Annotated in this window: 12 protein-coding genes; 6 read left to right on the top strand and 6 right to left on the bottom strand. The window is 49.1% G+C overall.

Annotated features, from left to right (window positions below):
- Positions 1–10 precede the first annotated feature (10 nt).
- The 3 genes from P6910_RS02295 to P6910_RS02285 are packed head-to-tail and all read left to right on the top strand — an operon-like array spanning position 11 to position 1,953.
- Positions 11–631, top strand: coding sequence for a YqgE/AlgH family protein (locus P6910_RS02295; RefSeq protein ID WP_317144675.1), 621 nt, complete (start codon positions 11–13; stop codon positions 629–631).
- A gap of 43 nt (positions 632–674) precedes the next feature.
- Positions 675–1,115 (top strand): Holliday junction resolvase RuvX, encoded by a 441-nt coding sequence (gene ruvX, locus P6910_RS02290; protein ID WP_317144674.1) that lies wholly within the window; start codon positions 675–677, stop codon positions 1,113–1,115.
- Entirely contained in the window at positions 1,093–1,953 is an 861-nt protein-coding gene (locus P6910_RS02285; RefSeq protein WP_317144673.1) for a hypothetical protein, read from the top strand. Before ruvX ends, P6910_RS02285 begins: the two co-directional genes overlap by 23 nt.
- Positions 1,954–1,983: 30 nt before the next feature.
- Here P6910_RS02285 and P6910_RS02280 read toward each other — a convergent pair whose 3' ends face one another.
- On the bottom strand, positions 1,984–3,111 hold the full coding sequence (locus tag P6910_RS02280) for a PilT/PilU family type 4a pilus ATPase (RefSeq protein ID WP_317144672.1): 1,128 nt from the start codon (positions 3,109–3,111) through the stop codon (positions 1,984–1,986).
- A gap of 2 nt (positions 3,112–3,113) precedes the next feature.
- Positions 3,114–4,148 carry a type IV pilus twitching motility protein PilT gene (locus P6910_RS02275; RefSeq protein ID WP_317144671.1) on the bottom strand — a complete coding sequence of 345 codons (1,035 nt, stop codon included), beginning with the start codon at positions 4,146–4,148 and terminating at the stop codon, positions 3,114–3,116.
- Positions 4,149–4,253: 105 nt separating this feature from the next.
- On the opposite strand from P6910_RS02275, the gene P6910_RS02270 reads away from it, so the two are divergent.
- The 3 genes from P6910_RS02270 to P6910_RS02260 all read left to right on the top strand — a co-directional run bounded on the left by P6910_RS02270 (position 4,254) and on the right by P6910_RS02260 (position 6,505).
- Complete coding sequence (locus P6910_RS02270) at positions 4,254–4,970, top strand: YggS family pyridoxal phosphate-dependent enzyme (RefSeq protein WP_317144670.1); 717 nt, start codon at positions 4,254–4,256, stop codon at positions 4,968–4,970.
- The gene (proC, locus tag P6910_RS02265; RefSeq protein ID WP_317144669.1) at positions 4,960–5,784 is read left to right on the top strand and encodes a pyrroline-5-carboxylate reductase; all 825 of its coding nucleotides are present in this window, start codon (positions 4,960–4,962) and stop codon (positions 5,782–5,784) included. The genes P6910_RS02270 and proC overlap by 11 nt, the downstream gene beginning before the upstream one ends.
- 169 nt (positions 5,785–5,953) lie before the next feature.
- Positions 5,954–6,505 carry a YggT family protein gene (locus P6910_RS02260; RefSeq protein ID WP_317144668.1) on the top strand — a complete coding sequence of 184 codons (552 nt, stop codon included), beginning with the start codon at positions 5,954–5,956 and terminating at the stop codon, positions 6,503–6,505.
- A gap of 162 nt (positions 6,506–6,667) precedes the next feature.
- On the opposite strand, the gene P6910_RS02255 is transcribed toward P6910_RS02260, so the two are convergent.
- From P6910_RS02255 to P6910_RS02240, 4 genes are all read right to left on the bottom strand, one after another.
- On the bottom strand, positions 6,668–8,608 hold the full coding sequence (locus P6910_RS02255; protein ID WP_317144667.1) for a hypothetical protein: 1,941 nt from the start codon (positions 8,606–8,608) through the stop codon (positions 6,668–6,670).
- A 359-nt stretch (positions 8,609–8,967) separates the two neighbouring features.
- Entirely contained in the window at positions 8,968–9,945 is a 978-nt protein-coding gene (locus P6910_RS02250; RefSeq protein WP_317144666.1) for a hypothetical protein, read from the bottom strand.
- 183 nt (positions 9,946–10,128) lie between these two features.
- Positions 10,129–11,265, bottom strand: coding sequence for a hypothetical protein (locus P6910_RS02245; RefSeq protein WP_317144665.1), 1,137 nt, complete (start codon positions 11,263–11,265; stop codon positions 10,129–10,131).
- A 142-nt stretch (positions 11,266–11,407) separates the two neighbouring features.
- Entirely contained in the window at positions 11,408–12,658 is a 1,251-nt protein-coding gene (locus P6910_RS02240; protein ID WP_317144664.1) for a hypothetical protein, read from the bottom strand.
- Positions 12,659–12,910 lie beyond the last annotated feature (252 nt).

Below are 12,910 nucleotides of genomic sequence, written 5' to 3'. Positions count from 1 at the left end.
CCAATATTCATTGAGCACTTTATTTGCCATCGGGACCGTTTACCCTGATACTCCCACCATGAGCAGTGAAACCTTTCAAAGCCTCAAAAACCACTTCCTGATTGCTATGCCTCGCATGGCAGATGCTTCTTTTGCAGGTACTCTGACTCTGGTTTGTGAACACAATCCCGCCGGAGCATTGGGAATCATTGTTAATCGCCCGACCGATCTGACGCTGGGTGAAGTGTTCAGTCAGGTAGGCATCCGCGATGCGGACGAATGCTTCCTCAGTCCCGACACCATTTATGCCGGCGGCCCGGTGGCGATTGAAAGGGGCTTTGTTCTCCACTCTGGCAGCGATCGATGGGATTCCAGTCTTGAAATCAGTCATGGGCTTGCGCTAACCACTTCCAGGGACATTCTGTTCGCCATGGCCCGGGATGAAGGCCCTGATGCTTCACTGGTGGCCCTGGGCTATGCCGGCTGGGGTGGCGGTCAACTTGAAAAAGAGTTATCTGATAATGCCTGGCTCACCTGCAAGGCCAATCAACAGATTATTTTCGAAACGCCTTTCCAGCGACGTCTGGATGCTGCCGCCAAATCATTGGGTGTCGATCTTCGGCTGCTCTCTGATCAGGTTGGCCACTCATAGCTCCCCTCAGCAAAAGGCTCCCTCTGGCGATGTTAAAGAAGACATGACTGAAAAAAAACTGAAGACCCTGATGGGCTTTGACTTTGGTACACGTAATATTGGTGTGGCTGTCGGTCAGGCTGTGACCCGAACAGCAACATCATTAGCTTCTATCAAAGCAAAAGATGGTATTCCAAACTGGACCGATGTCGCTGCGCTGATTGAAGAATGGCAGCCTGATGCAGTCGTGGTGGGTATCCCCCTGAACATGGACGGCACCGAGTCCCAGATGTCGATGCGAGCCAGAAAATTCGGCAAACGTCTCCATGGTCGTTACAACCTGCCTTTCTTCGAAGCTGATGAGCGTCTAAGCTCTTTTGAAGCCAAAGACTGGGCAAACAAACTGGGCCATAGTGGGCACTATGGCTCTAATCCGGTCGATGGTATGGCAGCACAAATTATACTGGAAGGCTGGATGAACGATGAGAACAACCCGGTACTCTAGCTACGCTCTTTCAACTCTTTTGATTCTGTTTCTGGGTACCCTGTACCTGAAATCCCGGGCCGGTGAGAGAGAAATTATTCACCCTCTCTGCTTTGAACCTTTCGCCAGTCTGGAAACAGGCAGCCAGTCGTCAGGCAAGAAGACCATCGACCTGAATGGCTGCACGAACAAATACCTCAGTTACCCTTTCAAGGAGCCTACCCCATGGCAGGCTGTTTTTGAAAAAAATGATCAACCCGAACACAACAGTGAAACCGGCTTACCAACATACTCCAGTTATAAATTGATTGGGCAGATGGAAAACCAGCAGGTGTTGATGAGTTATTCCGCCAGTTACGGAGGCAGCGGCACGTTCAGCCATGCCTTTCTGGTTGAGGGCATATCACTGCATAAGCAGGTCCCCAATAACACGACACTGACCCAGACTTTGCTCGTTGAAGGCGGTGACCGCTGCTTCGGAAGTATTGAACACCTGTCGATTATTTCGCCTCAGAAATTTGAGATCCGGCGTAAACTGACACCCAGCGCGCTCATTGGTTATGGGATGAAGGCAGACTACGCACAGCGAATGACGAAAGGCCTGCCAGATTGTGCGTTATGTTGTATAGGCAGTTTAGTGGAGCAGGTGGATATGAAAGGCAACAGGGAGCTGGTGAACGTCATTCTGCTGCCAAGAGAATTGCGTGGAACGGCTACAAAACAGGAACGCTGTCTGAACCGTCTCACCAAAGCAGACATCCATACCGATATTTTCACCAAAGAGGATCTTGTAACCCTTCAACAGAATTACATTAAAGAGTGCCCGGACTACGATACTCCCTCCCTTGGGGAGCTCTGATACAGGGCTTCAATCGGGCTGTCTGTCCAGCTAGTAGATCTCCTCATGCTGTAAACTGAGCTTGTCTGCCGTTTTGGTCAGATGCTCCCCATCAGTCTTTGGCCCCAGCTTGATCATGAGACGCAGATCGTTAGGTGAATCCGCATGCGACAGAGCTTCTTCGTAAGTGATTTCTCCATTGTTATAAAGCTCAAACAACGCCTGATCAAAGGTTTGCATACCCAGCTCATGAGACTTCTTCATAATGGTCTTGAGTTCATGAACATTACCGTGAAGGATAGTATCCTGAATCAAGGGTGTATTGAGAAGAACCTCAACGGCTGCCCGGCGATCTTTGCCATCCCGGGTTCTCACCAGCTGCTGGGCAACCAGGCCTTTCAGGTTCAGGGATAAGTCCATCCATATCTGACCATGACGATCCGCCGGGAAGAAATGGATAATCCTTTCCAGTGCCTGGTTAGCATTATTTGCGTGCAGTGTCGCCAGACAGAGATGCCCTGTCTCCGCAAATGCCAGGGCATATTCCATTGTTTCACGGGTTCTGATTTCACCAATCATGATGACATCCGGTGCCTGTCGCAGGGTGTTTTTCAGAGCCACGGCATAGGACTCTGTATCAATGCCTACTTCACGCTGGGTGACAATGGATTTGCGATGCTGATGGATAAATTCAATCGGGTCTTCAATACTGATGATGTGCCCGCAGGCATGTTCATTCCGATGCCCGAGCATCGCCGCAAGGGAAGTCGATTTACCAACACCGGTGGCCCCAACAAAAAGCACAAGACCTCTTCTGCTCATGGAAAGCTCTTTAATCACCTTCGGCAACTTCAGCTGATCCAGCGTCGGGATCTCGGTCTCAATCCTTCTCAATACCATGCCAGCCAAATTTCGCTGGTAGAAAGCACTGACACGAAAGCGGCCTATTCCAGAGGCTGATATTGCAAAGTTGCATTCATGCTCGCGATTAAATTCGGCTTTTTGATCTTCATCCATCACACCGTAGACCATGTCCCGGGTCATGGCAGGTGTCAGAGGCTCCCTGGTGACAGGCACAATCCTGCCATTGAGTTTAAAACTGGGTGGAAAGCCAGCCGTGATAAAGAGGTCAGAGGCCTTCTTTTCGGCCATCACTTTTAGTAAACGATTGATATCCATGGTTAAAAGTTTTCCGGGTCCCGGGCTTTTTCCTGAGCCACATCTTTGGCAATCAAGCCTTTTCTCACCAGCTCGTGGAGACACTGGTCAAGTGTCTGCATACCCAGGGCACCACCGGTCTGGATGGAAGAGTACATCTGGGCAATCTTGTCTTCGCGGATCAGGTTACGAATAGCAGGAGTACCGATCATAATCTCGTGGGCTGCCACACGTCCGCCGCCGTTTTTCTTGAGCAGGGTCTGGGAGATAACTGCTTGCAGGGATTCTGAAAGCATGGAGCGCACCATAGCTTTTTCAGCTCCCGGGAATACGTCCACCACACGGTCTATCGTCTTGGCTGCGGAGGTGGTATGCAGAGTCCCGAAAACCAGGTGACCGGTTTCTGCAGCCGTCAGCGCAAGACGAATGGTTTCAAGATCGCGCATCTCACCCACCAGGATAATATCGGGGTCTTCACGAAGTGCCGAGCGCAGTGCGTCGCTGAAACTGTGGGTATCCCTGTGAACTTCCCGCTGGTTTACCAGACATTTTTTCGAGGCGTGAACAAATTCAATGGGGTCTTCGATGGTTAGTATATGCTCATACTTGTTGTCATTGATGTAATCCATCATGGCCGCCAGACTGGTACTCTTTCCGGAACCTGTAGGACCCGTCACCAGCACCAGACCCCGGGGCTTCAGGGCAATATCCTTGAACACCTGGCCCATGCCCAGGTCTTCCATCGAAAGCACTTTACTGGGGATAGTACGAAATACAGCACCGGCTCCGCGGCTCTGGTTAAAAGCGTTGACACGAAAGCGGGCGACACCGGGGACCTCAAACGAAAAGTCGGTTTCCAGCTTCTCTTCGTAGTCCTTTCGCTGCTTGTCGTTCATGACGTCATAGATCAGGCTGTGAACTTGCTTGTGATCCATGGGAGGCAGGTTAATCCGGCGAATATCACCGTCTATACGAATCATGGGCGGAAGGCCGGCTGAGATGTGAAGATCCGAAGCGCCTTGCTTGTGACTGAAGGCCAGCAGTTCGGTTATGTCCATGAATTTCCCCCTGAAACCCGGACGCAGGTAAAATAGACCGGGACTCCTTCTTATGTTCAACCGAAATATCGGTTTCTACCTATTAATCAACTACTGTACAGGCTGATGACCTCATTAAAAAGTCAATTCGACCAGGTTTTTGAAAGAATTCACAAAGCCGAGCAAGCCAGCGGCCGGGAAAGCCAGGTAAAACTTCTGGCAGTCAGTAAAACCAAGCCTGCCGGGATGATTGCCGAGGCCTGGCAGCTGGGTCAGAGGGATTTTGGTGAAAACTATTTGCAGGAGGCTGTGGATAAAATCACCCGACTCAGGGATCTGGAAGGTTTGGTCTGGCATTTTATCGGACCGATCCAATCGAACAAAACCCGCGATATTGCCAGTCACTTCCAATGGGTACACAGTGTCGATCGTTTTAAAATTGCCCAACGACTGAATGATCAACGCCCGGAACAATTTCCGCCCCTGAATATCTGTCTTCAGGTCAATATCAGCGAAGAAGAAAGCAAATCCGGAGCCACTCTGACAGAACTTCCCGAACTGGCAGTAGCCATATCCCAACTTCCCAGGCTTCGGCTGCGCGGGCTCATGGCAATACCCGCACCGGAAGAAGATGAAGCTAAACAGCGGGCTCCCTTTAAAAAGCTGGCAAATACCCTTGAATCTCTTAATCATGAGCACCATCTAACTATGGACACATTGTCCATGGGAATGACCAGTGACCTTGAGGCAGCCATTGCTGAAGGGGCAACCATGGTTCGCATTGGTACGGCTCTTTTCGGGGCCAGAAGTCGGAACCACCAAGGAGTCAGGAATGACCAATAAGACCATCGCATTCATCGGTGCTGGCAATATGGCTACCAGTATCATGGGTGGATTGATTGAACACGGCTGGCCGAAAGACAGAATATTCGCTTCCTGCCAAACACAGGAAAGTGCCAGAAAATGTTCTGACCAACTCGGTATTCATACATCTACCAGCAACCTGGAAGCAGCAGAAAAGGCTGAAATTGTGGTGCTTGCTGTCAAACCTCAGAAGATGAGGGCGGTTCTGACTGAACTGGCCCCCGTGCTTCAGGCGCAAAAGCCCTTCATTATTTCTGTAGCCGCCGGTATCCGCCTTGATAGTCTCGATGTCTGGAGTGGCGGCGGCCTGCCGATTGTCCGCAGTATGCCTAATACCCCATCACTCCTGCATTGTGGTGCGACGGGTCTGTTCGCCAATCCCCGGGTGACGGATGAACTGAAAGCCATTGCCAATGAGATTTTTTCCCCCATTGGCATTCTTCACTGGCTGGACAAAGAAGAACAGGTCGATACCATCACCGCCTTGTCAGGCTCGGGTCCGGCTTACTTTTTCCTGATGATGGAAGCCATGGCAGAAGCCGGGGTCAGGCTGGGGCTGGATCATGAAACCGCTGAACGTTTTTCATTGCAAACCGCTCTGGGAGCTGCAAACATGGCTGTTCAGAGTGATGTTGATGCTGCCGAGCTTCGCAGAAGAGTCACCTCCCCTGGTGGCACCACTGAACGGGCTTTAAAAACCTTCCGCCAGGAAGGCTTTGAAGCGGTGGTTTACAAAGCGGTTAAGGCTGCAAAAGAAAGGGGTGCGGAACTGGCAGAACAGCTGGCTGACTAGTGCCGTCAGGCAATAGCCTCTATTTCCCGCACCCGGAAGTTTCATAGTAAACTGGTCAGGATATTGGGCTCAGCCACATAAGCCACCTTGCTTCCCCGGCTTGCTCACTTTTATTTAACGCTCATGGCTGAATTTAACGCTCATGGCTGTTTGAACACGAAGGATTTTTATGTCAGCACTCTCCTCCAGCCTCGTCTTTCTGATACAGACCCTGGGAGGTCTGTACATCATGGCTGTATTGCTGCGCTTTCTGCTGCAACTGGTTAAAGCAGACTTTTATAACCCCATCTCCCAGGCCATTGTCAAAGTCACTTCGCCGCTACTGAATCCTCTAAGGAAAGTGATTCCGGGAATGGGTGGCCTGGATCTGGCAGCTCTGGTCCTTGCCCTGATCTTGCAGATACTGCTGGTTTACGTACTCTTTATGGTTCAGGGTTTTGCTGCCGATGCGATTCCTTTTCCCCAGGTGCTGATTGTCAGCCTTAAGGAGCTGGCAGGTGAAATTTTGAACATCTATATGTTCAGCCTGATCATCATCGCTATTGCCAGCTGGGTAGCGCCCGGCAGTTACAACCCGGGCCTGATGCTGCTGCATCAACTGACCGAGCCACTGAGCAGCAGGGTCAGACGAGTGATTCCGCCTTTGGGAGGGCTGGACTTTTCCCTGATGGTACTGGTTTTGATTATTATTACTCTGAAAAACTTCATTGCTGCTTTGTAATAAAGTTTTAGACCCCCAAATCTCCGGCTTTTGCCGGTATCGCAAAACTCTCGCAACCCACTCCCACGCTTTCAGGCCCTGTGGATCCCAGCGTGGGAACCAGAGTTTTGCGACGACCTCTGGAGCCCGGGAACAAGTCACAGGTTTATTGAACACTGTGGACTACTCTTCATAGGGATCGACATCCATATCGGAATCAACATCCCACCATGCTCCATGGGTATCGCTGGAATCTTCCGGGACGCCCGCAAGCTCCGTTGAATGATTATGAGCGTCGCTTATTGGCGGAAGTCGCGAAATTGGTAATAACTCGGGTGGTATGGCGTTAGGAAACCGAGATCCACGGCCAAAGCCGCAATACGTGAGGTTGAAACCAGGCAGAAAATGTAAGCTTGCTCCTGAGGCTTGCAATTGAGATGGCTGGCTTTGTGGTTGGTTTTGTCGCCAGTTTTGTCCTTCACTATTTGCCCTTGATGGCATGACACTCACCGAAGATCCACCGGCTTGTGGCTGAAAGGTTTGTGTTCGGCCCGCCGAACTTACTTCGGATCTCAGCGACACTTCAGTTGATCCATCGGATTCTCCGAGTCTGCAAAAGCCATTGCAGGAATCGAAGAAACAATTAGAACTCATAGTATGGTTCCCAAGCTCCCTAAGATGACCATGAACGTCGCTTACCATAACGCCATATGGCCGAAATCGATCAAGTGGGAACCTGGCAGCTTCTGAACGTCCTATGCAGATACGAACCCAAGGTTCACTGGTAGTCGAGGGGTCGGGACCAGCCACAATATGGCTGATTGCTGCTGAGTTTTGTCGTTCGCGAAATGCAATTGATGGAATGACAATAAGCAAAGAACCACCGACTCCTAGCTGATTGTTTCGCATTCCCGTCATGCCACGATTAGTGTGGCTCGCCGAACTTCCTTCGGATCTCAGTGACCCTTCAGCTGATCCACTACCGCCGGATTGTCCGAGTCTGCAAAAGCCATTGCAGGAATCGAAGGAACAATTAGAACCCATAGTGTGGTTCCCAAGCTCCCTGAGATGACCATGAGCGTCGCTTACCATAACGCCATATGGCCGAAATCGATCAAGTGGGAACCTGTCGGCTAGTGAACGTGACCAGACGATACGAACCCAAGGTTCACTGGTAGTCGAGGGGTCGAAACCAGCCACAAGATGGCCGATTGCTGCTGAGTTTTGTCGTTCGCGAAATGCAATTGATGGAATGACAATAAGCAGAGAACTACCGACTCCTAGCTGATAGTTTCGCATTCCTGTCATGCCACGATTAGTGTGGCCCGTCGAACTTCTTTCGGAACTCCGTGACCCTGCAACTGATTCACTGCTACCGAATTGTCGGAGTCTGCAAAAGCCATTGCAGGAATCGACATAACAATTGAAACTCAGAGTATGCCGGGGTTGCTCAGGGCCCTGATTACCGCCCCCGGAGCCTGAGGCCATGAGGCTGGACAAAGCCGTTGTAAGATGGGGAGTTGTTCCTGAGGCTTGCGATTGAGATGGCTGGTTTTGTGGCTGGTTTTGTTGTCCGCTTTGTCCTTCACCGTTTTTGGGGTTTGTTTTGGTTGTGATCAAAACCGGGTGATTTCCCTGTGCCAACATAGATACCGGGTCCAATTGATCCATCGGGTTACACAGCAGCGAATCGGGGTTCCAATAGCTTTTCAAAAGCAGGCCAACAGCGGCAAGCGCCTCAGCGGGCATCCATGAATAAGATTTGGCGCTCAGAGGGGTGTCGCCGGTGGTCAGAATCAATTTGTAAGCAACCAGCAGATGACTAGCGTAAATTAATTCCCACGAGATCGATTCAATAAGGGACTTTGTTTCGCCGTAACCGCCAACTCTGTGTGAATTGTCATCAGGCGGCAAAATTAATCCTGCGTCATCATTTATGTCTGCGACGGATGATGGATTATACGACAACGCATCAAGATCACGCTTTATAAAGAAGCTTCCTTCCGGAACGCCTCCGTCGTGTTCAAACTCAACTATAAAATGTGTTTTCAAAGATTCGGCATGACAGATAACAGTCAGCCACGCGAGCAATAGCAGCAACGACGAAGAGAGTGTTTTGTTCAAACTTAATCCTTAGATGTGTTTTGTGCTTTTTCTGAACAAGAAAGTTAGACCAAGAGATTGATAGATCAAGTAAACAAGCATTTTTTTCAAAAACAACCATTTCTTCCAATGCCCAGAGAGGGTCGCAAAACTCTGTTCTTCACGCTTTTAGGCTCTGTGGGTCCCAACATGGGAACGATTCTGGAAACCAAAGGTCGCAACGGGTAAGAAAATGTCCCTTGAGTAACTGCTTCGCTATCACCGCTTGCGATAAAGTCTAATGCTTTGTTCTCTCAGGGCGTCAGCATTCAAGCAGGGTGCCCCGCACACATCACAGATTTTGTAGACATTGGCCCGGTACGAAGTGTATGCGCCGGGTCTCAGCCATCGGATGGTGCTCGGAATTTACACTCACCATGACAGGAATCGATGTGACAATTGAAACCGTAAGTATGTTGGGGTTGTTTATGGCCCTCTGAACGTTTCGTTTGGCCAGTCCGCGCTGCGCAGGGGGTAAAATAGATGCCAGCCAAATACAGGACGGGAGTGAGAAGCCCCTCTACAACCTGGCTAAACAAACTTTGTTCATTATTCGCCATTCTACGAGGTGATGATCGGAGTTGACAAACGCCATGACAGGAACCGACGTAACAACTTAAACCATAAGTATGTTGGGGTTGTTCAGGGCTTTCGCCACCATCGCCCGAGCCCGATGTCAGCAAGCCGGTGATAGCGCCTGAAATCCCGGTGCTGGTTGTTGTCCCTGAGGCTTGCTGACCGGATGAACCAGTTTGCTCATTTTGTGGTTGGTTTTGTTGCTGGCCATTCCCCGGGAGCATCATAGTGATGATCACAAATGGGTCATTCCCCTGTGTCATCACAGAGGTCGCCTCCCGATGATCCATCGGGTTAGACAGCAGCGAATCGGGGTTCCAATAGCTTTTCAAAAGCAGGCCGACAGCAGCAAATGCTTCTACAGGTACCCATGAATTCGCCTTGGTACTCATTGGGCTGTCGCTGCTGGTATGAACCAGTTTGTAAGCAACCAGCAGATGAGTGGCAAAAATCAACTCCCACGATATCGATTCAACAAGGGACTTTGTTGCGCCGTAGCCACCAACACTGTCTGGTTTGTCACCAGGCGGAAAAATTGATTCTGCGTCATCATTTATGTCGGCAAGGTATGACGGATTGCACGACAATGAATTAATATCCCGCTTTATAGAAAAGCTCCTTTTTGAAACACCTTCATCCTGTTCAAACCCGACAATAAAATGTCTTTTCAACGATTCGGCATGGCAGACAATAGTCACTGAAATCAGCAATGACAGCAATGACGAAGAGAGTGTTTTTTTCAAAACTTAAGCCTTACATCCGCTTTGTGTTTTCTCTGAACGGAAAAGTTAGATCAGAAAATTGATAGAGCAAGAAAAAAAGCATTTTTTTCAAAAACCAAAGGTCTCACCGGGTAAGAATTCGCCGGGAAGAAGAGGGCTCTACCTTCTAATGGCATTCTGCTCCAGATCAACACACTTGCGTTCTCAATGCCTTCTTTTTTTATGACGCGCAAGCTTTCTGGCATTCCTGAAGATCTTCCCGCATGGTATCCGCTCGCCATCCCCTTCGTCCACCAGCTCGTCACAGTCTAAACTCCTGGGTCTATAAGCTGCCCTTTCACCCACATGCCGAATGTGGGGATGATAGATTGGCTGGCTGATACCATCTACCTCACGTAAGCTAATTAGAGTTTCAAAAACAACGACAGGTTCAGGTAATGGATCATTTAGTCCAGGCAAATGGTTGGAAAAAAAACGATCTGGAATCGCGTCGGGCAACAAGTTGGAGGTGGTGGTTCGTCCGGCTTTTGCTGCCCTGCGACCTGTCCTGATTTCTTCGGAATTCGGCGACCCTGCAGCAGACTCTTTGCTGTCGGATGATGATCGGAGTATACAAACGCCATGACAGGAATCAACATGACAATTTAAATCGAAAGTATGTTGTTGTTCAGGGCTTTCGCCAGAACCGCCAGAGCCGGAAGTCAGGGAGCCGGTGATAGAGCCTGAAATCCGGGTGTTAGTCGCCCCTGAGGCTTGCTGACCGGATGATTTTGCTTGCTTATTATTTGGTTGGCTTTGTTGCTGGCCATTCCCGGGGAGCATCATAGTGGTGATCACAAATGGGTCACCTCCCTCTGTCATCATAGAAGTCGCCTCCCGATGATCCATCGGGTTAAACAGCAGCAATTCGGGGCTCCAATAGCTTTTTAAAAGCAGGCCGACAGCGGCAAATGCTTCTACAGGTATCCATGAATTAGCTTTGGTACTCATAGGGTTGTCGCTGGTGGTAAGAACCAGTTTGTAAGCAACCAGCAGATGAGTGGCATAAATCAACTCCCACGAGATCGATTCAATAAGGGACTTTGTTGCACCGTAAATGCCAACACTGGGTTGTTTGTCATCAGGCGGAAAAATTGACTCTGCGTCATAATTTATGTCAGCAAGGCATGACGGATTGCACGACAATGAATTAATATCACGCTTTATAGAAAAGCTCCCTTTTGGAACACCTTCATTTTGTTGAAACTCGACAATAAAATGTCTTTTCAATGATTCGGCTTGACAGATAACAGTCACCGACATCAGCAACAACAGCAATGACGAAGAGAGTGTTTTTTTCAAAAACCAAAGGCCTCAGCGGATAAGAATTCGCCGGGAAGAAGAGGGCAGGATATCCCCTTGTTCAGGGTAGACAAAAACTCCTCTGTCCTGTTAAAAAAAACGAAAGGCATATGAGATCATAGCACGTTCCTGACTTGTACTCTCAACGCCTTCTATTAAGCCTTCCATGAAGTCTTCTATTCTGCATTATTGCATGCCTTAATTTATGGTGGAGCAGCTCTGCAGTATTCCCGAAGATCTTCCCACATAGCCGCCGTCCGCCGTCCTCCTCAGCCACTCTCACGTCACAGAAATGTGGCCTGGCATGGTGTTTACTTCTGTGAAGCCACAACATTCTGACACTCCTGAGGATCATCCCGCATGGCCGCTGCTCTCCATCCAGCCCGATCACTATTGCGTGACATTCGTTTCTCCTGTTACGAATTCTATTGACTGCCCCTGCATTTATCAGGCGTAAATTGGGGTTAACTGGAATGGGCTCTTGCTGGTTAATGTGCTCGTCGAAATCATTTTGGATCTGAACGTTATATGAGATTTCCGGGAGAGGATAGGAGCTTTGTCCGGATGTTGGTCCTGTATCGCCTGTCGAACTTTCTTCCGAATTCAGCGAACCTTGAGCTGACTCTCTGCTATCGGATGATGGTCGGAATATACAAACGCCATTACAGGAATCGACGTAACAATTTAAATCAAAAGTATGCTGCTGGTGTTGTTCAGGGTCCTCATTACCACCGCCAGAGTCAGAAGACAGTGGGCTAGTGAGAAAGCCTGTAAGTTGGCTAGTGGTTCCTCCTGAGGCTGGCTGACCGGATGATTCTTCTTGCCCGCTTTGTTGTTGGCCTTGTTGTTGACCATTTCCGGGAAGCATCATCGTGGTGATCGTAAACAGGTCATCTCCCTGTGTCACCATAGTGGCTGCCTTAATTTGTTCCATCGGTTTAAACAATAATGAATCGGAGTTCCGATAGCTTTTTAAAAGCCAGCCTAAAGTGACAAAAGCTTCTACGGTTATCCATAAAAAAGCTTTAGCGCTCAGAGGAGTGTCATGGGTGATCAGGGTCAGTTCGTAAGCCACCAGCAGATGGGTGGCGTAAATCAATTGCCATGGAATGGACTCAATAAGGGTGGTTTTTAACCTGTAACTGTTAAATCCATGTGTTTCATCTTCAGGCGGTAAACCGGACCCTGCATAGCCGTTTGTGTCGACAATATCTGACGAGTTAAGTGACAAAGTAGTGAGGTCACGCCTTATAGAAAAACTCTGGATTGAAGAACCTGCATCCTCCTTTTGAAACTCGACAACAAAACTTTCTGCCAACAGGTAGGCCTGACAGATGACAGATAATGAGGCAAGCAGTAAAAGCATTGCCACATAGAATGAGTTTTTCATCATTGCACTCGTGCATATGGTATACAGACAAGAAAGATAGATAGAGAAAGTGACAAATCAAAAAAAGCGTTTCTTGTCAAAAACCAAAGGTTGCATGAGGTAAAGATTTGCCGGAAATAAGATGCCAGAGCACAAGCCATCCCTGACCCGAGTATAATTATCGTCTACTGTCGCTTGTTTAAAAATCAAAAGATATGTGAGACCAGATGCGTGTTTGGAGTTTTAGCCCACACTGAGAAATTGCAAAGCCTTTTA

This window comes from Endozoicomonas sp. 8E, assembly GCF_032883915.1.
Lineage (GTDB): Bacteria > Pseudomonadota > Gammaproteobacteria > Pseudomonadales > Endozoicomonadaceae > Endozoicomonas_A.
This window is presented reverse-complemented; position numbering and strand designations above follow the sequence as displayed.